Genomic DNA, 21,307 nt, shown 5'->3' with positions numbered 1-21,307 from the left:
CGTTCCCGCGGCCCTCGCACCCGATTTCGCAGGATATCTCACGCCCTTCCGTACGCAACTTATCTGATCTTTTTTCGATCAATCGATCTTTCGCTCTTGACTTCGGTCACGACTGGTCCAAGGATCACGGCCAACGCCAATGTCGCCGCCAGTTCAGGAGCCTCGCTGTGAGCCGCAGTCCGAGCAGAACGTCCCTCGCCGTAGTCGGCACCGCCACCGCCCTCGCCCTCCTCACGGCCTGTGGCGGCAGCGGTGACGACGACTCCGCCGCCGGAAGCGACGGCAAGCCCGTCAGCATCACCTTCTGGGGCTGGGCCAAGGGGTCCAAGGAGGTCGTTGACGCGTTCAACGCCTCGCACAAGGACATCAAGGTGGTGTACGAGGAGATCCCGTCCGGCAACGCGGGCGGTTACGCCAAGATCTCCAACGCGGTGAAGGCGGGCAACGCCCCCGACCTGGTCTCCATCGAGTACCCACAGCTTCCGGAGTACGTCAGTCAGGGCGCGCTCCAGGACATAGGCCAGTACTTCACCGACGACATCAAGAAGAAGCTGCTGCCGCAGGCGGTCGAGCTGACGACGCTCGGCGGCAAGAGCTGGGCCGTCCCGTTCGACGCCTCGCCGCAGTCCTTCTACTACCGCAAGGACCTGTTCGAGAAGTACGGCGTCGAGGTCCCCAAGACCTGGGACGAGTTCCGCAAGGCCGCCGAGAAGGTCAAGAAGGCCGACAAGAAGGCCCGGATCGGCACCTTCTTCCCCGATGACCCGACCACGTTCCAGGCGATGGCCTGGCAGGCCGGCGCCCAGTGGTACAAGCCCGAGGGCGACACCTGGAAGGTCAGCACCGCCGACGCGGCAACCAACAAGGTCGCCGACTACTGGCAGGGTCTGCTCGACGACGACCTGATCCGCTCCAACGCCTCGTTCAGCCCCGAGTGGACCAACTCCCTCAAGAACGGTGGCACCGTCGGCTACCTCGGCGCCGCCTGGGGCGCGGGTGTCCTCAAGGGCACGCTGCCCGAGCAGAGCGGCAAGTGGGCCGTCGCCCCGATGCCCAGCTGGGACGGCAAGCCGGCCAGCGGCATGCTCGGCGGCTCCACCTTCGCGGTGACGAAGACCAGCAAGAAGGCCGAGGCCGCGGTCGAGTTCGCCACCTGGATGTCGACCACCGAGGAAGGCATCAAGGCCCGCATCGAGTCCGGAACTTCGAGCGCCTTCCCGGCCGCGACGGCACTGCGCCCGGTGGCCAAGAAGTCCTTCGACGCCGGCTTCTACGGCGGCGAGGACATCTACCAGGTGTTCGAGGGTGCCGCGACGTCGATCGGCCCGAACTGGAACTGGGGCCCGACGACCGGCACCACGAACACCACCATGAAGGACCAGTTCGGCAAGGTCGCGAGCGGCGGCACCACCATCAAGGACGCCGTGAAGGCCGGGCACGACGCCACGGTCGCCGAGCTGAAGAAGCGCGGTCTGAAGGTCGAGGACGCAGGCTGATGAAGCGCGCCCGGACGACCAGAGCCGCCGCCATCCTGCTGGGGCCCTTCTTCGTACTGTTCACCGTGGCCATGGTGCTGCCGATCGGTTACGCGGTCTGGCTCAGCCTGTTCACCGAGAAGCAGTCCGGCCTGGGCTTCGGCGGCACCGAGACCGTCTTCAGCGGACTCGACAACTACACGGCGGCCCTGGGCGACCGGGCGTTCCGCGAGGGCTTCGGCGTACTCCTCGGATACTGCCTGTTCTACATTCCGCTGCTGCTCATCGGGGCCCTCGCCCTCGCCCTGCTGCTGGACTCCACGCTGGCCCGCGCCCGCCGGTTCTTCCAGCTCGCACTCTTCCTGCCGCACGCCGTGCCCGGCATCATCGCCGCGCTGATCTGGGTGTACCTCTACACCCCGCAGCTCAGCCCGGTGGTCAGCGCCATGGAATCCGGCGGAATCGGCTTCGACTTCTTCTCCCCCGAAGGTGCCCTTCCCTCCATCGTCAACATCGCCCTGTGGGAATGGCTCGGCTACAACATGGTGATCTTCTATGCCGCGTTGCAGGCCATCGACCGCTCCGTACTCGAAGCGGCCACGGTCGACGGGGCCGGTGCCTGGCGCACCGCGCTCAGCATCAAGGTTCCGCTGATCCGCTCCTCCCTCGTGATGGTCGCGCTGTTCACGGTCATCGGCTCGCTCCAGCTGTTCACCGAGCCGCTGATCCTCAACAAGGGGACCGGCTCCGCCGTCTCCTCCACCTGGACGCCGAACATGTACGCGTACACCGCGGCCTTCGAGCGCAACGACTACGGTCTCGCCGCGGCCGCCTCCATCCTGCTGGCGCTCACGGCCGCGCTGCTGTCCTTCGTCGTCACCCGCTTCACCGGCCGGAAGGGCAAGAAAGCATGAACTCCCCCGCCTCCCGCGGCCGCTGGATGTCGAAGACCGCCGTCAACGGCTTCCTCCTGCTCGCCGTCGTCTACATGCTCTTCCCCCTCGTCTGGCTGGTCACCGCCGCCACGAAGGACACCGGCGGTCTGCTCGCGGGCAACGCGTTCTCCTTCGAGGGCTTCAACCTCGGCGAGAACCTGTCGAACCTGGCCTCCTACGGCGACGGCATCTACTTCCGCTGGTACCTCAACAGCCTCATGTACGCGGGCGGTGGGGCGATCGTCTGCTCGCTGATCTGCGTCGCCGCGGGATACGCCTTCGACAAGTACGAATTCCGGGGCAAGGAGAAGCTGTTCGCCCTCGTGCTGATGGGCGTGCTCGTGCCCACCACGGCGCTCGCCCTGCCGATGTATCTCCTGGCCTCCAAAACCGGCCTGGTCAACACCTACTGGTCCGTGCTGATCCCGGTGCTGGTCAACCCGTTCGGCGTGTATCTCGCCCGGGTGTTCAGCACCGGCTACATACCGAACGAGGCCCTGGAGGCCGCCCGTATCGACGGGGCCGGCGAGCTGCGCGTCTTCTGGTCCATCGGACTGCGCATGGTCATGCCGGGCTTCGTGACGGTCTTCCTCTTCCAGTTCACCGCGATCTGGAACAACTTCTTCCTCCCCCTCGTGATGCTCTCGGACCGCAAGCTCTTCCCGCTGAGCCTCGGTCTGTACTCCTGGAACACCAACACCCACGGCGAGCCGAGCTTCTACCCGCTCGTCGTCACCGGCTCCCTCCTCGCCGTCATCCCCCTGATCGTCGCCTTCGTCTCGCTGCAGCGGCACTGGAAGGCCGGACTGACCGCCGGCAGCGTCAAGTGACTCTCACCGCGAGCCCTGAGGAGTACGAGTTCCACCATGCCCCACGCCACTGACAACCGGCCGACGGCCCTGCTCGCCATGGGGCCCGGCATCGCCGACCGCCTCCTCGCCGACCGCCACCGCACCCGGCTGGCCGCCCTCACCCGCACCGACCCGAACTTCGTCGCCCACGACCTGGCCGACCCGACGCCCGAGGTGGCCGCCGCGCTCGCCGAGGCCGAGGTGCTGTTCACCTGCTGGGGTGCGACGCCGCTCACCGCCGGGGTACTGGCGGCCGCGCCCCGGCTGCGGGCCGTCGTGCACGCCGCGGGCTCCGTGAAGCACCACATCACCGACGCCTGCTGGGAACGCGGCATCACCGTCACATCCGCGGCCGGGGCCAACGCCCTGCCGGTCGCCGAATTCACCCTCGCCGCCATCCTGTTCGCCGGCAAGCGGGTCCTGCACACCGCGCACCGCTACCGCGGTCTGCGCGCCGGCCACGACTGGCTCGCGGAGCTCGACGGAGCCGGCAACTACCGCCGTACGGTCGGCATCGTCGGCGCCTCCCGCATCGGCCGGCGCGTGATCGAGCTGCTGCGCCCCTTCGACCTGGACGTGCTGCTGTACGACCCGTACGTGGACGGTCCGGAGGCGGCGCGGCTCGGTGTACGGCTCACCTCGCTCGACGAGCTGTGCGCGAGCAGCTCCGTGGTCTCGGTGCACGCGCCCCAGCTCCCGGAGACGCACCATCTGATCGGTGCGGCGCAGCTGTCCGCCATGGCCACCGGGACGACGCTGATCAACACGGCGCGGGGTTCGCTGATCGACGAGGACGCGCTGCTGCCCGAGCTGACGGCCGGACGGCTGCAAGCGGTGCTGGATGTGACGGAACCCGAACTCCCGCCCGAGCACTCGCCGTTGTACACCCTGCCCAATGTGCTGCTCACCCCGCATGTCGCGGGTTCGCTGGGCGATGAGCTGCACCGGATGGCCGACCAGGCGCTGGACGAGATGGAGCGGTTCGCGGCCGGCCTGCCCTTCGCGGACCCCGTGCATTCCGGAAGTCTGAGCCACTCGGCCTGAACCGTCGAAAAGCCCGCTCCTCACTAAACTGGAAGCATCCCATCCGGAACGTGAGACCGGGAGGCATCATGAGATTCGTACAAGTTATCGACTGCAAGACGGAGCGGTTCGAGGACATGGACCGTCTCATGGACCAGTGGGTCGAGCAGACCAAGGGCACCCGGACCGCCACTCACAGCCTCATCGGCAAGGACCGCTCCGACGGGTCCCACTATGTCGAGATCGTCGAATTCCCGTCGTACGAGGACGCGATGGCGAATTCCGGGCTGCCCGAGACCGAGCGGATCTTCCAGGAGATGGTGGCGCTCTGCGACGGGATGCCCACCTTCACCGACCTCGACGTGGTCCGCGACGAGCAGCTGAACCAGGCGCAGTCACGCCGCTTCTTCCACGAGATCGCCGTCGGAGGCAATCTCGACGCCATCGACGAGGTGTTCGCGCCCGACTACATCGACCACGACATCGCGAAGACGGAAAGAACCGTGGTCGGCTCCGACAGGCTGCGGAACGATGTCGCCGGATGGCGCGCCGCCTTCGACTTCTCCTTCGACCTGGACCGGCAGATCTGCGAGGGCGACGACGTCGTGACGCTGTGGACCTGGACCGGTACCCACAAGGGCGAATTCATGGGCATCGCTCCCACGGGCAGGCAATGCGTCATGTCCGGCACCACGATCTTCCGGTTCAAGAACGGAAAGATCCAGGAAGGCTGGTGGCACGAGGACCTCATGGGCCTGATGCGTGGGCTCGGTGCCCTCGACCAGGGAACGGCTCCCGCCTGAACAGCGCACGTTCCGCCTGAACAGCTGAAGGCCCCCTGTCCCACCGCCGAGCGGTGGGACAGGGGGCCTTCTTCGGCTGTCAGCCCTGAGCGGCTACGCGTCAGTGCGAGTGACCGTGACCGCCGTGGGCGGCATCGGCCTCTTCCTCGGCCGGCTTCTCGACGACCAGGGTCTCGGTCGTGAGCAGCAGCGACGCGATGGACGCGGCGTTCTCCAGCGCGGAGCGGGTGACCTTGACCGGGTCGATGACGCCGGCCTTCACCAGGTCGCCGTACTCGCCGGTGGCGGCGTTGAAGCCCTGGCCCTTGTCGAGCTCGGAGACCTTCGAGGTGATGACGTAGCCCTCGAGGCCGGCGTTCTCGGCGATCCAGCGCAGCGGCTCGACGGCGGCGCGGCGCACGACCGCGACACCGGTGGCCTCGTCGCCGGTCTTGTCGAGGTTGCCCTCCAGGACCTTGACGGCGTGGACCAGAGCGGAGCCACCACCGGAGACGATGCCCTCCTCGACCGCGGCGCGGGTCGCGGAGATGGCGTCCTCCAGACGGTGCTTCTTCTCCTTGAGCTCCACCTCGGTAGCGGCACCGACGCGGATCACGCACACGCCGCCGGCCAGCTTCGCGAGGCGCTCCTGGAGCTTCTCGCGGTCCCAGTCGGAGTCCGTGGCGTCGATCTCGGCCTTGATCTGGTTGACCCGGCCCTTGACGTCGCCGGGCTCGCCGCCGCCGTCCACGATCGTCGTGTCGTCCTTGGAGACGGTGACGCGGCGGGCGGTGCCCAGCACGTCCAGACCGGCCTGGTCGAGCTTGAGGCCGACCTCTTCGGCGATGACGGTCGCACCGGTGAGGGTGGCGATGTCGCCGAGCATGGCCTTGCGGCGGTCACCGAAGCCCGGGGCCTTCACCGCGACGGCGTTGAAGGTGCCACGGATCTTGTTGACGACGAGGGTCGACAGCGCCTCGCCCTCGACGTCCTCGGCGATGATCAGCAGCGGCTTGGAGCCACCGGCCTGGATGACCTTCTCCAGCAGCGGGAGCAGCTCCTGGATCGAGCCGATCTTGCCCTGGTGGATCAGGATGTACGGGTCGTCGAGGACGGCCTCCATACGCTCCTGGTCGGTCACCATGTACGGGGACAGGTAGCCCTTGTCGAAGGCCATGCCCTCGGTGAAGTCGAGGTCCAGACCGAAGGTGTTGGACTCCTCGACGGTGATGACACCGTCCTTGCCGACCTTGTCCATCGCGTCCGCGATGAGCTCGCCGACCTGCGGGTCCTGCGCGGAGAGCGCGGCCACGGCGGCGATGTCGGTCTTGTCGTCGATCGGTCGGGCGGTCGCGAGGAGCTCCTCGGACACGGCCTTGACCGCGGCGTCGATGCCCTTCTTCAGGGCGGCCGGGGAGGCACCGGCGGCGACGTTGCGCAGACCCTCGCGGACGAGCGCCTGGGCGAGCACGGTGGCGGTGGTCGTACCGTCACCCGCGACGTCGTTGGTCTTGGTCGCCACCTCCTTCACCAGCTGGGCACCGAGGTTCTCGTACGGGTCGTCGAGCTCGACCTCGCGCGCGATGGTGACACCGTCGTTGGTGATGGTGGGAGCGCCGAACTTCTTGTCGATGACGACGTTGCGGCCCTTGGGGCCGATCGTCACCTTGACCGTGTCGGCAAGCTTGTTGACGCCGCGCTCAAGGGCGCGACGGGCGTCCTCGTCGAACTTCAGGATCTTCGCCATGGGAGCTGAGCTTTCCTCTCGAACGAACTGCGCCCCCGACCACCCGGCTGGTTATTCGCGGGGGCCAGGGGCGCAGAACAGAAGCAAACGTGGGTGAATTACTTCTCGACGATCGCGAGCACGTCGCGAGCCGAGAGGACGAGGTACTCCTCGCCGTTGTACTTCACCTCGGTGCCGCCGTACTTGCTGTACAGCACGACGTCGCCGGTCTTGACGTCGAGCGGAAGGCGCTCGCCGTTCTCGAAGCGGCCCGGGCCCACGGCCAGGACGACGCCCTCCTGGGGCTTCTCCTTGGCGGTGTCCGGAATGACCAGGCCGGAGGCCGTGGTCTGCTCGGCGTCGAGCGGCTGGACCACAATGCGGTCCTCGAGCGGCTTGATCGCAACCTTGGTGCTGGCGGTCGACACGATCCGGTCTCCCCCTTCGGAGATCTCACGGGGTAACAGTCTTGGGTGGCGACCAGGTCGATCCGTCGTCGCGGGTGCCGGACCTGCCAGTCGCGCAGTACTGCTGGCACTCTCCAGTGGTGAGTGCCAGCACCGAGACTATGACCGCGATTAGCACTCGGTCAAGCGGAGTGCCAATTCAAGCAATCGTGGCGTCGCCGCCGCACCGCTCCCGCGGCGCGAAACCCGACGATCGGGGCACGGTCCGGACAACAGTCCGGACAACATGGGAACAACGTACGGACGGACCGGACCGTTCCGTACGACCGTGTGGGCATGACCCGCCCTTCTCCGTACCCTCAGCCGGGCCCGAGCTCCGGGCGGCGGCCGTACGAATCGCGTGCCGTGAACGGCTGCCTCGATGTGGTGCTCGGGCTGCTGCTGGTTCTCCTGGAGGGGCTGATCTGCGCGGTCGCCGCCTTCCGGATGGCCTTTTCGCGAGCGGACCTCGGCGGCCCGGAATCGACGGGCCCGCCGCCGATGGACTGGACTCCCGTCCTCACCTTCGGCGGGATCGCCGCGGTGATCTGCCTGTTCGCCGTCGTGCTGATCCGCGGCAACCGGCCCTGGGCCGGCGCGATCCAACTACTGGCGGCGCTGGCGCTGTGCGTGGTGACGGTGCAGGTCGGCCACGAGGACTACCGCCGCTCGCACCCGGCGCCCACGCCCGCTCCCTCGTACGATCCCGGCCGGACCGGCCACCAGTGCCTCAGCGGCGGCGACAGCCGCGAGTGCCGGGACTCCGGCAGCTGACGGCAGGAGATCACGACCATCGAGCCCGGCTCGCCGTGATCGCCGTGCGCGGGCGTCCGCGGCGGGTGGTTCACCTTCTGGGCGGCCTTGCGGCCCAGCCGTTCGATCGGGTCCACCGACTGGGCGCAGCCGGTGGTGGCGAGGAGCGCACCGGCCACCAGCAGTCCGGCGAGCAGCCGGTGCGTGTTTCTCATACGTAGTCCTCCAGCCGGGCCACCGCGTAACCCCGGTCCGTGACGGTCTTCATGACCGCCCGGACCAGGTCGGCCATGCTGCCGTCCCATTCACCGCGGCCCCGGAAGTGCGTGAGGATGATGTCGCCCGGGTGCAGGTCCTCGTCCTCCTCGCGCCACTCCATGCGGTCCGGGAACGCCTCGGCGTTCCAGAGGGGCACGGCCTTGATCCCGCAGGACTTCGCGATGCGGAGCGTGTCCCCGTTGTAGTTGCCGTACGGCGGGCGGAAGAGGATGGGGCGCTTCCCGAACTGCTTCTCGATGATGTCCTGCTGGTCGCAGATCTCGCGTTCCTGCTCGGCGTACGAGAGTCCGGGCAGATAGGGGTGGTTGAGCGTGTGGTTGTTGAGGGTGACGCCCAGCCGCTGCGCCTCGCCGAAGTACCCGTAGTTGTCGCTCACCTCGTAGTCGCTGAGGAACGCGCTGTACGGGATGTCCAGCTCGTCCATCATCTGCAACAGCTCGGGGTCCTTCTCGGAACCGTCGTCCATCGTCAGGAAGACGACGCGGTCCTTGGTCGGGACGGTGGTGAAGACCGGCGGCAGCGAGTCGTCGCCGCCCTCCACCTCGAAGCCCTCGCGGGTGGTGATGCGCGGTTTCACGGCGGGCGGTTGCGGTGCGATCAGCGGCGGCTTCTCCAGCCCCCACTTCTTGGCGAGCGCCGCCCGCACGGCCGGGCTGAACTGCGCGTTCTCATGGGCTCCGCCGGGTACGCGGCCCTGACCGGCACGTTGCCCGGGGCCGCCCGGGTGTCCGGCGGCGGGTTCTTGGCCCGGGTTCCCGGCAAGGGGCCGGTCCCGGTGCCCGGTGTCGCCCGCCTGCCCGCCGGCCCCGGAGGCGCAGCCGGAGCCGACCGCGGCGACCAGGAGTGCGGCCAGGACGGCGCAGGCGGGCCGGTGCCCGCCGGAGCCCCCTCCCCGTCCGGAATCGGGCGCGACCGATCCGCGCCACTTCGTGGTGTTTTTTTCCTTTTGTCGTACAAGCTGCATGGCGCCGCATACTGCCAGCACGTGATCGGCCTCCCGGCCCGACACCGCCGCCGGGCCCGCCGGTCTACCCGGCTGGCTCACAATGGGGCGGGTGAACGCTTTCGCCCCGAACGACCCGTCCGCCGACGACCGGTCCGACGCCCACGACCCTTCCCCAAGCTCTCGGCTTCGCTCGAGCGGGGGAGACGCCATCGCCGCCTTCATGGCCCTGCGCACCCCCGAGGGCGCCGCGCTGCTGGACGAGCTGCGGTCGTACGACCCCGCCCAGGAACTCGCCACCGCCACCCGGCTGCGCCGCACCCACCCGGCCGCCCTGGTCTCGGCGGCTCTGGGACAGGCGCGGCTCCGGCAGCGGGCGGTGGCGAAGTTCGGCGCCGAGGACGCGTACCGGATGTTCTTCACGCCGAACGGCGTCGAGCAGGCGACCCGTACGTCGGTGGCCACCCATCGCGCGCGGCGGTTCGCGGAGGCGGGCGGGGTGCGCGCTGTCGCCGACCTCTGCTGCGGGATCGGCGGCGACGCGATCGCGCTCGCACGGGCGGGCATCTCCGTGCTCGCCGTGGACCGCGACCCGCTGACCGCCGAGGTGGCCCGCGCCAACGCCGCCGCGCTGGGCCTGGACGGCCTGATCGAGGTGCGGTGCGCCGATGTCGCCGACATCGACACCTCGCCCTACGACGCGGTCTTCGTCGACCCGGCCCGGCGCGGCGGAAGGGGCCGGATCTTCGACCCCGAGGCGTACTCCCCGCCGCTCTCCTGGGCGACCGGCGCCGCGCTCGCGGCCCCGCGCGCCGCACTGAAGATCGCCCCGGGCATCCCGCACGAGGCGATCCCGGCGCAGGCGGAGGCCGAGTGGATCTCGGACGGCGGCGACGTGAAGGAGGCGGTGCTCTGGTTCGGCGAGGGCTTCGCGGCCGGTTCGTACCGCGCCACCGTGCTCCCGGCCGGGGCCACCCTGTGGTCCGGGGCCCCGCTGCCCGCCCCGCCCGTCGGCCCGGTCGGCCGCTATCTGTACGAGCCCGACGGCGCCGTCATCCGCGCCCATCTGGTCGCCGACATCGTCGCGCGGTGCGACGGCCGACTGGTCGACGAGACCATCGCGTACATCACGAGCGACCGGCCGTACGAGTCCCCGTACACCTCCGGGTACGAGATCACCGACCACCTGCCCTTCAACATGAAGAAGTTGAAGGCGCTGCTGCGGGAGCGGAAGGTGGGCGTCCTGACCGTCAAGAAGCGCGGCTCGGCGGTCGAACCGGAGGAACTGCGCCGCCGGATGAAGCTCCAGGGGCCGAACTCCGCGACGGTCTTCCTGACCCGGGTGGCCGGAGCGCCGACGATGCTGATCGGCCACCCGCTGACCGGCCCGGCCTGACCTGCCGGGCGGCCGGGCGGCCGGGCGGCCGTCAGGCGAGGTCGGTCAGGTCCTCCGCGTACACCTGCGACAGCGGCTGAGGGCCCCCTGCGTGACCCATGTAGCCCGTCCGTGTCCCGTCAGGACAGGTCCGCGGTCAGCGGTGGGCACCGCCCCCGACGGAGATCAGCGGCTCCGGAACGGGTGCCCCGACCAGTACCCGCAGCACCCAGCGCCGGTGGGCGAACGCCTTGACGACGCCGATCAGTCCGATGATCCAGCAGATCAGTCCGAGCCCCATGACCAGGGCGGCCAGGCCGTACGCGCTGCCGTCCAGCACGCCGCCGGCCGGGACGGCGATGCAGGTGTACAGCCCGACCGCGCAGAGCGCGAAGGACATCAGCAGCCAGGCGAGGGAGGCGCCCGGCATCCGCAGTACCGCGTCGCGCGCCGGATCGCGTTCCAGCCCGCCCCAGGCGTCGAGCAGTCGGCGGATCCTGCGGTCGCGGCGCAGTCCGATGACGACGAGGATGACCGCGGGCACCACGCAGCCTGCACCCACGGCGGCGAGGATCACACCGATCCCGGCGCTGATGACGTCGTACGACTCCTCGAAGGTGATCAGCGCCGAGCCCACCAGCAGCCAGCCGAACGCGCAGAGCGCTCCCCACAGCCACAGCATCGCCAGCCGGCCCGGTGAGACATGTGCCTTCACCAACTCCCCGAGCACCGCGGCCCGGTCGGCGAGCAGGGCCTCCCGGTCGGGCCAGGAACGTATTTCCACGGGCGGTGGCGGTGGGGGCAGTTGTGCGCGGCGAGACATGGGGCAGACCCTACCGACCGCGCGCGCGGGCCTGTTCAGGCGTTGCGCAGCGCCTCCAGGTCCAGCTTCCGCATGCCCATCATCGCCTTCATGGCCCGCTCCGCCCTGCCCGGGTCCGGGTCGGAGAACGCCTCGTCGAACCCGTGGGGCACCAGCTGCCAGGACAGGCCGTACTTGCCCTTGAGCCAGCCGCACTGCCCCTCCTCGCCGTCCTTGGTGAACTCGGCCCACAGGGTGTCCACCTCTTCCTGCGAGGCGCAGTCCACGGAGAGCGAGATCGCCTCGTCTGCTCATCGATGCGGATCAGCGACATGAAGCGCGGCATGGTGACTCCTAGGTCGGCAGGCCGGGGGCTTTCCCCGCCTCTCACCCTTGCGTCGAGCGGGACCCGGCCGGATCGACAGCTCCCGGGAAGTTCTTCTGAGAATTTTCCGGCCCGGCCACCGGAGCGGTCTCGGACCCGGTCTCCGGAGCGGTCTCCGGGGTGGCCGCCGAGGCAGTCTCCGGGCCGGTCCGCCCGCGCCCCGGGAGCAGCACCAGGGCCGCCAGTGCCGCGACCGCGAGCAGCCCGGCGCATACCCAGAACGCCGCCGAGTACCCGGCCGCCAGGTCGGCCGGACGACTTCCGTCGCCGGTGACCCGGGCGGCGACGGTGACCAGCACCGCGAGCCCCAGCGAGCCGCCCACCTGGCGGGCGCTGTTCAGCAGCCCGGAGGCCATGCCCGTCTCGTCGGGCGCCACATCGGTCGTGGCCGCCGTGCCGAGCGGTACGAAGCACATCCCGATGCCGACGCTGCAGACCAGGGACGGGCCGAGGATCGAGTACAGGAAACTGCCGTCCGCCTGCGCGGTCGCCGCGAATCCGGCGAGGCCGAGCGCGGCCAGGGAGCCACCGAGCGCCAGCAGCCGTCCGGTGCCGAGCGCCGCGACCGTACGGGTGGCGACGAGCGAGCCGGCGATGACGCCCGCCGAGAACGGCAGGAAGGCGATACCGGCGGCGGTCGGCCCGAAGTCGAGCACCTGCTGCATGTAGAGCGAGACGAAGTAGAACGCGGCGAACTGCCCGGAGCTCAGCAGCAGGCAGAAGAGATTCGCGGTCAGGACCGGCCGCCCCTTCAGCAGGCCGGGGCGGAACAGCGGAGTGCGGGTCCGCAGTTCGACGGCGACGAAGGCGATCAGCAGCAGCACGGCGGCGCCGAGCGTGCCCAGCGTCCGGGGCGACCCCCACGCGTCGGTCGAGGTGCGTACGAGTCCGAGGACCAGCAGCGTCGTACCCGCGGTGGCCAGCAGCGCTCCCGCCACATCGAGCCGGGCGCCGGTCCGGGCCGGACCGCCCCGCAGTCCGCTGCGCATACCCCCCACCAGCGCGAACGCCACGATCGGCACGTTCACCAGCATCACCGCGCGCCAGCCCGCCGCATCGGTGAGCACCCCGCCCGCGAGCACGCCGACCGCACCGCCCGCCGCGCCCGCCATGCCCCACAGCCCCAGGGCGCGGGAGCGGGCGGGCCCGGCCGGGAAGGCCAGGGCGATCAGGGCGAAGGCGACCGGGGCGAGCGCGGCGGCGCCGACCCCCTGCACCGCCCGCGCGGCGATCAGCGCGCCGGGCGACCAGGCGAGCCCGCCGACCAGGCTCGCCGCGCCGAACAGCGCCAGGCCCGCCGTCAGGACCAGGCGGCTGCCGAGCAGATCGGCGAGCCGCCCGCCGAGCATCAGCAGCCCGCCGAAGGCCAGCGCATAGGCGTTCACCACCCACAGCAGCCCCTGCGGCGTGAAGCCGAGATCGCTGCGCATGTCCGGCAGCGCGACGTTCACCACGGACATGTCCAACGCCACCATGAACTGCACGATGAGGGCCACCAACAGCAGCCAACGCGTGTGCCGTGACTGATCGTTCACGACTTTCCCTTCCTTCGCGGTCATCCGGTCGAATCATTACTATACGCGTATAGAAATTAGCCGCGGAGGGACCCGGGAAGCAACGGGAGCAGTGGAACGGGAGACAATGCCCAGGTGTCAGGGACAGAGAAGAAGCAGGCACCCGCAACGAAGCAGGCACCGGCGAAGAAGCAGGCACCCGCAGAAAAGCAGGCACCGGCGAAACGATCCGTGGGGCGGCCGCGCAGGCTCGACCCGGACGCGATGGTCGCCATCGCGCGCCGCATCATCGAGGAAGAGGGCGTGGACGCCCTGAGCATGCGGCGGGTGGCGAAGGAGCTCGGCTCCACGCCGATGGCGCTCTACCACTACGTGCAGGACAAGGACGAGCTGCTGATGCTCACCCTGTCGGGCACCGCGGCCGCCTTCCCCCGCCCCGAGCTGCCCGAGGACCCGCGCGAGCGGCTGCTCGCCGTGGCCGTGCACATGCACGACATCCTGGGCCGGCTCCCGTGGGTGCTGGACATCCTGGCGCTGGGCGAGCTGACCGACCGGAACGCGCTGTGGATGGTCGAGGAGATCATCGACTCGGCGCTCGCCTGCGGCCTCTCCCCGGCCCAGGCGGTACGCGCGTACCGGACGATCTGGAGCTACGTCTACGGCGACCTGATCTTCCGCCGGGCCGCCGAGCGCCGCACGCAGAACCCGCCGAACAGGCGCTACTTCCCCGAGATGGTGACCGAGGAGGACGCGGCGACGCTGCCCCGGCTCGTCGCGATCAAGGACGAGTGGCGCGCGTACGCCGCCGACTACGAGGTGGCGGACGAACTCGACGCGATCATCCGGGGGCTGCTCGGCCGGGGTACCGCGCCCACCTCCGGCTGAGGGGCCGGTCAGCCGGCGGCGGACCCGGTGGCCCCCAGGGACTCGAAGCGCCAGCGGTGCACCGGGCGGGTGATCAACTCGGCGTCCGGTTCGGGGAGTTCGGGCAGCTCGTCGCCGTACGCGCCCTCCCACCAGGTGATGACCAGGACCCGGTCCTGCGGGGCGCGCAGCAGCTCGCGGCGCAGCGGCTCACGGGCCAGCTCGGCCGAACGGGCCCGCGCCCACTCCAGGAGCTCGGCGCCCCGGCCGCCGGTGGCGCGGGCCTCCCACATGAGGGCGACGGTCATGAGTAGAGGTTGTCCTTGCTGATCTCGTGGACGTGGTCGTGATCGTGCGCATGAGCGCCCGGTACGTGGGTGTCGGTCACCGGCAGCGACGAGTCCGCGGACAGCTCCAGGTCCGAGGCCGGCCTGTTCCGGGCGACCATCTCCGCGCCCAGCGCCGCGACCATCGCGCCGTTGTCCGTGCACAGCCCGGGGCGCGGCACCCGCAGCCGGATGCCGGCCCGCTCGCACCGCTCCTCGGCCAGCGCCCGCAGCCGCGAGTTGGCCGCGACACCGCCGCCGATCATCAGGTGGTCGACGCCCTCGTCCTTGCAGGCCCGGACGGCCTTGCGGGTGAGCACGTCCACCACTGCCTCCTGGAAGGACGCCGCCACATCCCGTAGCGGCACCTCCTCGCCCGCCGCGCGCCTGGCCTCGATCCAGCGGGCCACCGAGGTCTTCAGGCCGGAGAAGGAGAAGTCGTAGGCGGGATCGCGCGAGCCGGTCAGACCGCGCGGGAACGCGATCGCCTTCGGGTCGCCCTCCTTCGCCAGCCGGTCGATGACCGGGCCGCCGGGGAAACCGAGGTTCAGCACCCGGGCGATCTTGTCGAAGGCCTCGCCCGCCGCATCGTCGATGGTCGCGCCGAGCGGCCGTACGTCATTGGTGATGTCCGGCGCGAGCAGCAGCGAGGAGTGGCCGCCGCTGACCAGCAGCGCCATCGTCGGCTCGGGCAGCGGGCCGTGCTCCAGCTGGTCCACGCAGATGTGCGAGGCGAGGTGGTTCACCCCGTAGAGCGGCTTGTTCAGCGCGTACGCGTACGCCTTCGCCGCCGATACGCCGACCAGCAGCGCCCCCGCGAGCCCGGGGCCCGCGGTGACGGAGATGCCGTCGAGGTCGCGGGCGCTGATCCCGGCGTCCTTCAGGGCGCGCTCGATGGTGGGGACCATCGCCTCCAGATGCGCGCGGGAGGCGATCTCCGGGACGACGCCGCCGAAGCGGGCGTGCGTGTCGACGCTGGACGCGACGGCGTCGGCGAGCAGTGTCGTACCCCGGACGATGCCGACGCCGGTCTCGTCGCAGGAGGTCTCGATGCCGAGTACGAGCGGTTCGTCAGCCATCAGTCAGTCTCTGTTTCCTGTACGTGCTCTTGTGCGTGCTCTTGTGCGTGGAGGCGCATGACGAGTGCGTCGATGTTGCCCGGCTGGTAGTAGCCGCGGCGGAAGCCGATCGGTTCGAAGCCGAAGCGTTCGTACAGCTTCTGGGCCCGGGTGTTGTCGACGCGGACCTCGAGGAGCACCTCGGCGCACTCGAAGGCCGTGGCGTGCTTCAGCAGGTCGGTAAGGAGTACGGAGCCGAGGCCGCCGCCCCAGTGGTCGCGGGTGACCCCGATCGTCTGGACGTCGCCGAGGTCGCCGGCCGCGGCGAGCCCCGCGTAGCCGACGATCCGGCCGGTGGCCAGGTCCTCGGCGACGACATAGCGGCGGGTGGCCCGCGGGCCGCGGGAGTGCGCCAGCTCGGACCAGAACATGCCGGCCGACCAGGCGTCTTCCGGGAACAGCTCGTGTTCGAGCTCCAGCACCGGATCGATGTCCCACCAGCGCATCTCGCGCAGAACGGCAGTCGTGGTCGTCACTTCGGGGTGACCACCTTGTAGTTCTTCGGCACCTGGGCGTCGGGCCTGCGGAGGTAGAGCGGCTGCGGCGGCAGCAGCTCCGCGCCCGCGGCGAGCCGCTCGGCGGCGAGGGCGGCCAGCGCTCCGGCACTGACGTGCTCGGGCTCCCGGGCGTCCGGGAACGCCTCGGGGTAGAGCGCCGCGCCCGCGCCGACGACGGGCAGTCCGGCGAGCTGTTCGGCGATGTCGGCGGGCCGGTCGACGGCGGGCTCGGTGACCCGGGTGCGCGCGTCGTCGTATCTCGCCCAGTAGACCTCCTTGCGGCGGGCGTCCGTCGCGACGGCGAACGGCCCCGACAACCCGGCCAGGCCCGCGGCGTACGCGAGACCGTCCAGGGTGCACAGCCCGTGCACGGGTACGGAGAGAACGGAGCCGAAGGTCGCGGCGGTGACCAGGCCGACCCGGAGCCCGGTGTACGGTCCGGGGCCGACGCCGACGACCACGTCCGTCACGGCGTCGAGTTTCACACCGGCCTCGGCGAGGACCCGGTCGACGGCGGGCAGCAGCAGCTCCCCGTGCCTTCGGGCGTCGACCTGACCGGACTCGGCGACGACGGAGGTCCCGTCGTGCAGGGCGACGGTGACGGCGGGGGTTGCGGTATCCACGGCGAGCAAGAGCACGCAAACAGCCTACGGCTCCGCCGACGGGGGTACGGCGCCCCGTACGGCGTCCCGGTACCACCGGACCCGGCTGCTACCGTCACCGTGAACACGCGGGTACGACGTAAACGCTAAACGCTTGTACGACATACGGAAGCGAAAGGGGCGCGCACGGTGTCTAGGGGCAGCTCGGGAATCGTGGCCGGGCTCACTGCGGCGGCGCTCGTCGCGGTCGGTGTCCTGGCCTATCAGGCATCGGCGAACGCCCCCGACAGCGTCGCGGCCCCCAGGCCGAAGGCGTCCCACAGCGCCTCCGCCACCGAGCACGCGAAGCCCAAGGAGAAGTCGCGCCCGGCCGCGCTCCCCGCGGGCTCAGGAACCGGGACGCGGGTCGTGTACGCCCTGGCCGACCGCCGGGTGTGGCTGGTCGACGCGGACGGGGAGGTGACCCGGACGTTCGAGGTCATGCCGAGCGCGCTGAACCCGCTGCCCGGGACCTACAAGGTGGAGACGCGCTCGGGCGCCCCGACCAAGGGCTCGGACGGCGTGATGATCGAGCACGTGGTGCGGTTCGCGACGGTGGACGACGCGGTCGTCGGGTTCAGCGCAGCGGTGGACGGCTCGATGGAGAGCCCGGACCCGACGCTGAAGACCGGTGGCGTGCGAATGTCCCGGGCCGACGGGGACGCGATGTGGGACTTCGCGATGGTCAGCATGAAGGTGGTCGTCGTCCGCTAGGGCCTGTCCGGCGGACAGGCCCTCGGGACGCCCCCGGCCGCCCGTTGTCTCACCCCGCCCGTCGTTCGAGGTCTGATCCAGAACGGGGCGCGGGGGCGGTGGCCGGGGCTTCGTCGTCCTCGGCCTCGTCCGCAGGCGGTGGCGGTGTGGAGACCGCCGTGGCCGCGGCACAGGCCGCCAGCAGGTCCTTCATCGATGGCGGCGGCGGCACTTCACGTTCGGCGGACGTCGTCATGGATGCCTCCCGAGGCTCCGATGGAAGGCGTGGTTAGGCAGACCTAACCCGCTCTCGTCATCCATGTGACCACGCCCGCACCGCCCGGCGCAACAATTTGCCGACAGCCTGTCGGAATCCGGCCCCGCGCTCAGACCTCGCGCAGTCCCGCCCAGCGCGCGCCGATCCCCACCAGCGTCACCTCGCGCCGTTCGTCGTCCGTGTCGCCGACCGCGCGGTCGATCACCACCTGCAGCCGGTCGTCGGACAGCTCCTCGACCTTGCCGTCGCCCCACTCCACGACCACCACCGACTCCGGCAGCGACACATCGAGGTCCAGGTCCTCCATCTCGTCGAGCCCGCCGCCCAGGCGGTACGCGTCGACGTGGACCAGCGCCGGGCCACCGGTCAGCGACGGGTGGACGCGGGCGATCACGAAGGTGGGGGACGTGACCGCGCCGCGCACTCCGAGGCCCTCACCGAGGCCCCGGGTCAGCGTCGTCTTCCCGGCGCCGAGCTCGCCGGTGAGCATCACGAGGTCGCCGGGCCGCAGGATCCCGGCGATCCGGCGGCCGAGTGCCTGCATCTGTTCGGGGGACTCGACGGCCAGGCTCACGGTGACGGCGCCCGGCGCGGCGCCCTCGGCGACCTCAGCCGCCAGGCTGTTGTGCGGTGCTTCCATGTCCGCCAACGTTAGCCGTTGCCGGCACCGCTCCGACGCGTACCAGCAGGTCCGCCAGCCGGTCCGTGACCGTCTCGGGGTGCTCCAGCATCACCAGATGGCCGGCGTCCGGGACGATGACCAGCTCCGCGTCCGGGAGCTGGTCCGCGATGGTCTCGCTGTGCGAGCTGGGCGTCACCAGGTCCTTGTCGCCCGCCAGGATCAGCACCGGGACATCGCGGAAGGCGGGCAGCGCGCCGCTCTTGTCGTGTTCGGTGAAGGCCGGATAGAACTCGGCGACCACATCGATCGGGGTGGACTCGATGAGCCGCTCGGCGAACCGCTCGACCGCCGGGTCCACGTCCCGCGAACCGAACGAGTACCGCTTGATCAGCCCGGCGAAGAGGTCGGCGGTCGCCCGACGGCCCCGTTCCACCAGCTCGGCCTGGGAGCCGAGCGCCTTGAGCACCCCGGGCAGCACCCGCCGCACCGCGTTCACGCCCGCGACCGGCAGCCCGAAATTGACCTCGCCGAGCTTCCCGCTCGATGTGCCGACGAAGGCGACGGCGGCGACCCGGTCCCGGATCAGCCGGGGGTACTGGTCGGCGAGCGCCATCATCGTCATGCCGCCCATCGAGTGCCCGACGAGCACCAGCCTGCCCTCGGGGGCCGCCGCGTCGATCACCGCCTTCAGGTCGCGGCCGAGCTGGTCGATGCCGACCGTCACGCCCTCCGCCTGGGCCCGGCCCCGCTCGGAGCGGCCGTGGCTGCGCTGGTCCCAGTGGACGGTGCGGACCAGACCGCGCAGCGCCGCCCGCTGGAAGTGCCAGGAGTCCTGGCTGAGGCAGTAGCCGTGGCTGAAGACCACGGTGACGGGCGCGGGGGCCTTGCGGCCGAAGAGCCTGCGGCGGCGCGTGCCGGGGCCGGCTGCGTCGCCCCCGCCGCCCTCGGCGGACCCCGTGCCGCCGCCCGGTTCGACCTCGTCGACCTCGTAGTACAGCTCGGTGCCGTCGTCGGCGGCGGCCCGGCCCGGCAGTCCGCGCAGCGAGCCGTACGGCCCGGTGGCGTCCAGCGCCAGCCTGGCCCTTCTGCGCATGCCCCGGCCGACGGTGAGCCGCTCGACCGCGACACCGGCGGCCGCGCCCGCCGCGATCACGCCTATGGCAGCTCCGGCGATACCCGCCCGGCGCCAGCCGACCGCCGTAGCAGCCGTCGTCACCGCGTCCCCCGCACCGATCTCGCTCACCGTGCCGCGCTCCTCATCGGTCGTATCCGTCAGGTCAGGGCTGGTCTGTTCCGGTCGTGATCAGATCGTGCCTGGTCAGCGGTGCACGATCGGTCAGGACTCGGCCGGGGTCGCGTGCAGATGCACGCGTGGTACGCGGCTGCCGATCCGGGTGACGATCTCGTACGCGATCGTGTCGGCGGCCTGCGCCCAGTCCTCGGCGCTCGGCTCGCCCCGGTCCCCCGGGCCGAAGAGCACCGCCTCGCTGCCCACCTCGATCTCGTCCCCGTCGAGGTCGACGACGAACTGGTCCATGGCCACCCGGCCGGCGATCCGCCGGGTGACGCCGCCGACCAGGACGGGTGCCCGGCCGGAGGCGTGGCGCGGGATGCCGTCCGCGTAGCCGACCGGCACCAGGCCCAGGGTGGTCTCGGCGGAGGTCGTGTAGTGGTGGCCGTAGCTGATCCCGTGGCCGGGCGGCACCTGCTTGACCAGGGCGACCGACGCGATGAGCGTCATGACGGGACGCAGCCCGAAGTCGGCCGGGGTGCCCAGCTCGGGGCTGGGCGAGATGCCGTACATCGCGACCCCGGTCCGGACCAGGTCGAAGTGCGCCTCGGGGATCGTCAGCGTCGCCGGGGAGTTGGCCATGTGGCGCACCTCGGGTTCGACGCCCTCCTTCTCCGCGTGCGCCACCATGTCCCGGAACAGGGCCAGCTGGGCGGCGATGGAGGGGTGGCCGGGCTCGTCGGCGCAGGCGAAGTGGGACCACAGGCCGGTGATCCGGACGGTGCCCGCCTTCTCGGCGGCACGGGCGGCGGCGACCAGCTCCGGCCAGTCGGCGGGCTGGCAGCCGTTGCGCCCGAGGCCGGTGTCGGCCTTGAGCTGGATCCGGGCCGGGACGCCAGCCTCGGTGGCCGCGGCGACGACCTCGCGCAGGGCCCACATCCCGCTCACCGACACATCGATGTCGGCCTCGATCGCCTCGCGCCAGGGACCGCCCGGGGTCCACAGCCAGCACATCACCCGGCCGCCGAGCCCGGCGGCCCGCAGGGCGAGCGCCTCCTGCGGCGTCGCGGTGCCCAGCCAGGTCGCCCCGGCCTCCAGCGCGGCGCGGGCGCAGGGCACCGCCCCGTGCCCGTACGCATCGGATTTGACGACGGCCATGAGTTGCGCGCCCGCCGCCCGCGCGCGCAGCACACGCACGTTGGCGCGCAATGCGGCGAGGTCGATCTCGGCACGGGCTCTCAAGGACGCTGTCTCGTTCATCGCGCCCAGTCTCTCAGAGGCGCACGACAGGGCCTTCGGGCGGCGGGCCGGAAGGGGCCCGCCGCAGAAGGCGTCCGCCCTGTGACGGGCGTGCACCTCAGTGATGGCGCAGCTCGTGTTCCAGCTGGTCGACGATGACCGGGACATGGCTGTGGGGTACGTCCTTGACCGCCGTGATCAGTGTCACCGGGCCGCCCGCCCGGACGAGTTCGACCAGTTCCCGGACAGCCACCGTGTGGACGGGGTCGGCCAGTTCGGCGCGGTAGCGGTCGACGAACTCGTCGTAGCGGGTGGCGGTGCGGTCCTCGTGGTACCAGTCGCGGAGCTCGTTCGACGGGGTGATGTCCTTGAGCCACTTGTCGATCGCGGCCCTCTCCTTGGACTCGCCGCGCGGCCAGAGCCGGTCGACGAGGACGCGGGTGCCGTCGCCGTCCTCCTTCGGCTCGTACACCCGGCGTACGCGTACCTCGCTGCTGCTGCCCACGGTCG

At 70.7% G+C, this 21,307-nt stretch carries 23 protein-coding genes and 1 pseudogene; 9 read left to right on the top strand and 15 right to left on the bottom strand.

Annotated elements, in window-relative coordinates; all coding sequences use genetic code 11:
* The first annotated feature begins 167 nt into the window (after positions 1-167).
* The 5 genes from OG978_RS24635 (at position 168) to OG978_RS24615 (ending at position 5,087) form a co-directional block, all read left to right on the top strand.
* Positions 168-1,496 carry an ABC transporter substrate-binding protein gene (locus OG978_RS24635; RefSeq protein WP_326767268.1) on the top strand — a complete coding sequence of 443 codons (1,329 nt, stop codon included), beginning with the start codon at positions 168-170 and terminating at the stop codon, positions 1,494-1,496.
* Complete coding sequence (locus OG978_RS24630) at positions 1,496-2,389, top strand: carbohydrate ABC transporter permease (RefSeq protein WP_326767267.1); 894 nt, start codon at positions 1,496-1,498, stop codon at positions 2,387-2,389. Before OG978_RS24635 ends, OG978_RS24630 begins: the two co-directional genes overlap by 1 nt.
* On the top strand, positions 2,386-3,240 hold the full coding sequence (locus OG978_RS24625) for a carbohydrate ABC transporter permease (RefSeq protein WP_326767266.1): 855 nt from the start codon (positions 2,386-2,388) through the stop codon (positions 3,238-3,240). The genes OG978_RS24630 and OG978_RS24625 overlap by 4 nt, the downstream gene beginning before the upstream one ends.
* A 36-nt stretch (positions 3,241-3,276) precedes the next feature.
* Positions 3,277-4,305 carry a hydroxyacid dehydrogenase gene (locus tag OG978_RS24620; protein ID WP_326767265.1) on the top strand — a complete coding sequence of 343 codons (1,029 nt, stop codon included), beginning with the start codon at positions 3,277-3,279 and terminating at the stop codon, positions 4,303-4,305.
* A gap of 68 nt (positions 4,306-4,373) precedes the next feature.
* Positions 4,374-5,087: an ester cyclase gene (locus tag OG978_RS24615; RefSeq protein ID WP_326767264.1), complete on the top strand. Its 714-nt coding sequence runs from the start codon at positions 4,374-4,376 to the stop codon at positions 5,085-5,087.
* Between the two features lie 100 nt (positions 5,088-5,187).
* On the opposite strand, the gene groL is transcribed toward OG978_RS24615, so the two are convergent.
* Together groL and groES are read right to left on the bottom strand one after the other, a co-directional pair.
* A complete protein-coding gene (groL, locus tag OG978_RS24610; protein ID WP_326767263.1) occupies positions 5,188-6,813 on the bottom strand; it encodes a chaperonin GroEL in 1,626 nt (541 codons plus the stop codon).
* 98 nt (positions 6,814-6,911) lie between these two features.
* Complete coding sequence (groES, locus tag OG978_RS24605; RefSeq protein ID WP_124716902.1) at positions 6,912-7,220, bottom strand: co-chaperone GroES; 309 nt, start codon at positions 7,218-7,220, stop codon at positions 6,912-6,914.
* 315 nt (positions 7,221-7,535) lie between these two features.
* Here groES and OG978_RS24600 point away from each other — a divergent pair, with 315 nt between their 5' ends.
* Positions 7,536-8,012, top strand: a complete 477-nt coding sequence (locus OG978_RS24600) for a DUF6234 family protein (protein ID WP_326767262.1) — start codon at positions 7,536-7,538, stop codon at positions 8,010-8,012.
* Positions 8,013-8,202: 190 nt separating this feature from the next.
* Here OG978_RS24600 and OG978_RS24590 read toward each other — a convergent pair whose 3' ends face one another.
* Positions 8,203-9,234 (bottom strand): polysaccharide deacetylase family protein, encoded by a 1,032-nt coding sequence (locus OG978_RS24590; RefSeq protein ID WP_326767261.1) that lies wholly within the window; start codon positions 9,232-9,234, stop codon positions 8,203-8,205.
* Between the two features lie 82 nt (positions 9,235-9,316).
* On the opposite strand from OG978_RS24590, the gene OG978_RS24585 reads away from it, so the two are divergent.
* Entirely contained in the window at positions 9,317-10,609 is a 1,293-nt protein-coding gene (locus tag OG978_RS24585) for a THUMP-like domain-containing protein (RefSeq protein ID WP_326767260.1), read from the top strand.
* A 136-nt stretch (positions 10,610-10,745) separates the two neighbouring features.
* On the opposite strand, the gene OG978_RS24580 is transcribed toward OG978_RS24585, so the two are convergent.
* The 3 genes and pseudogenes from OG978_RS24580 to OG978_RS24570 form a co-directional block, all read right to left on the bottom strand.
* Positions 10,746-11,411 (bottom strand): hypothetical protein, encoded by a 666-nt coding sequence (locus OG978_RS24580; protein WP_326767259.1) that lies wholly within the window; start codon positions 11,409-11,411, stop codon positions 10,746-10,748.
* Positions 11,412-11,446: 35 nt separating this feature from the next.
* Positions 11,447-11,695: pseudogene (locus OG978_RS24575) on the bottom strand (VOC family protein); the annotation flags it as partial.
* Positions 11,696-11,777: 82 nt separating this feature from the next.
* Positions 11,778-13,334, bottom strand: a complete 1,557-nt coding sequence (locus OG978_RS24570) for an MFS transporter (protein ID WP_326767258.1) — start codon at positions 13,332-13,334, stop codon at positions 11,778-11,780.
* A gap of 90 nt (positions 13,335-13,424) precedes the next feature.
* Between OG978_RS24570 and OG978_RS24565 the strand changes: the two genes are divergently transcribed.
* Entirely contained in the window at positions 13,425-14,174 is a 750-nt protein-coding gene (locus tag OG978_RS24565; RefSeq protein ID WP_326767257.1) for a TetR/AcrR family transcriptional regulator, read from the top strand.
* An 8-nt stretch (positions 14,175-14,182) separates the two neighbouring features.
* Here OG978_RS24565 and OG978_RS24560 read toward each other — a convergent pair whose 3' ends face one another.
* The 4 genes from OG978_RS24560 to tsaB are packed head-to-tail and all read right to left on the bottom strand — an operon-like array spanning position 14,183 to position 16,732.
* Positions 14,183-14,461, bottom strand: coding sequence for a hypothetical protein (locus tag OG978_RS24560; protein WP_326767256.1), 279 nt, complete (start codon positions 14,459-14,461; stop codon positions 14,183-14,185).
* Positions 14,458-15,558: a tRNA (adenosine(37)-N6)-threonylcarbamoyltransferase complex transferase subunit TsaD gene (tsaD, locus tag OG978_RS24555; protein WP_326767255.1), complete on the bottom strand. Its 1,101-nt coding sequence runs from the start codon at positions 15,556-15,558 to the stop codon at positions 14,458-14,460. Before tsaD ends, OG978_RS24560 begins: the two co-directional genes overlap by 4 nt.
* Positions 15,558-16,073, bottom strand: coding sequence for a ribosomal protein S18-alanine N-acetyltransferase (gene rimI / locus OG978_RS24550; protein WP_326767254.1), 516 nt, complete (start codon positions 16,071-16,073; stop codon positions 15,558-15,560). Before rimI ends, tsaD begins: the two co-directional genes overlap by 1 nt.
* On the bottom strand, positions 16,070-16,732 hold the full coding sequence (gene tsaB, locus OG978_RS24545) for a tRNA (adenosine(37)-N6)-threonylcarbamoyltransferase complex dimerization subunit type 1 TsaB (protein WP_326767253.1): 663 nt from the start codon (positions 16,730-16,732) through the stop codon (positions 16,070-16,072). Before tsaB ends, rimI begins: the two co-directional genes overlap by 4 nt.
* A gap of 153 nt (positions 16,733-16,885) precedes the next feature.
* On the opposite strand from tsaB, the gene OG978_RS24540 reads away from it, so the two are divergent.
* Positions 16,886-17,449 carry a hypothetical protein gene (locus tag OG978_RS24540; RefSeq protein ID WP_326767252.1) on the top strand — a complete coding sequence of 188 codons (564 nt, stop codon included), beginning with the start codon at positions 16,886-16,888 and terminating at the stop codon, positions 17,447-17,449.
* Positions 17,450-17,498: 49 nt separating this feature from the next.
* Here the strand turns inward: OG978_RS24540 and OG978_RS24535 are convergent, their stop codons facing one another.
* The 5 genes from OG978_RS24535 to OG978_RS24515 all read right to left on the bottom strand — a co-directional run bounded on the left by OG978_RS24535 (position 17,499) and on the right by OG978_RS24515 (position 21,302).
* Positions 17,499-17,684, bottom strand: coding sequence for a hypothetical protein (locus OG978_RS24535; protein WP_326767251.1), 186 nt, complete (start codon positions 17,682-17,684; stop codon positions 17,499-17,501).
* Between the two features lie 130 nt (positions 17,685-17,814).
* Positions 17,815-18,345: a tRNA (adenosine(37)-N6)-threonylcarbamoyltransferase complex ATPase subunit type 1 TsaE gene (tsaE, locus tag OG978_RS24530; RefSeq protein ID WP_326767250.1), complete on the bottom strand. Its 531-nt coding sequence runs from the start codon at positions 18,343-18,345 to the stop codon at positions 17,815-17,817.
* A complete protein-coding gene (locus OG978_RS24525; protein WP_326767249.1) occupies positions 18,314-19,570 on the bottom strand; it encodes an alpha/beta fold hydrolase in 1,257 nt (418 codons plus the stop codon). Before OG978_RS24525 ends, tsaE begins: the two co-directional genes overlap by 32 nt.
* 93 nt (positions 19,571-19,663) lie before the next feature.
* A complete protein-coding gene (gene alr / locus OG978_RS24520; protein WP_326767248.1) occupies positions 19,664-20,818 on the bottom strand; it encodes an alanine racemase in 1,155 nt (384 codons plus the stop codon).
* Between the two features lie 97 nt (positions 20,819-20,915).
* The gene (locus OG978_RS24515) at positions 20,916-21,302 is read right to left on the bottom strand and encodes a DUF488 domain-containing protein (protein WP_326767247.1); all 387 of its coding nucleotides are present in this window, start codon (positions 21,300-21,302) and stop codon (positions 20,916-20,918) included.
* Between the last annotated feature and the right edge of the window lie 5 nt (positions 21,303-21,307).

The sequence above is a fragment of the Streptomyces sp. NBC_01591 genome (assembly GCF_035918155.1).
Classification (GTDB): Bacteria; Actinomycetota; Actinomycetes; order Streptomycetales; family Streptomycetaceae; genus Streptomyces.
This window is presented reverse-complemented; position numbering and strand designations above follow the sequence as displayed.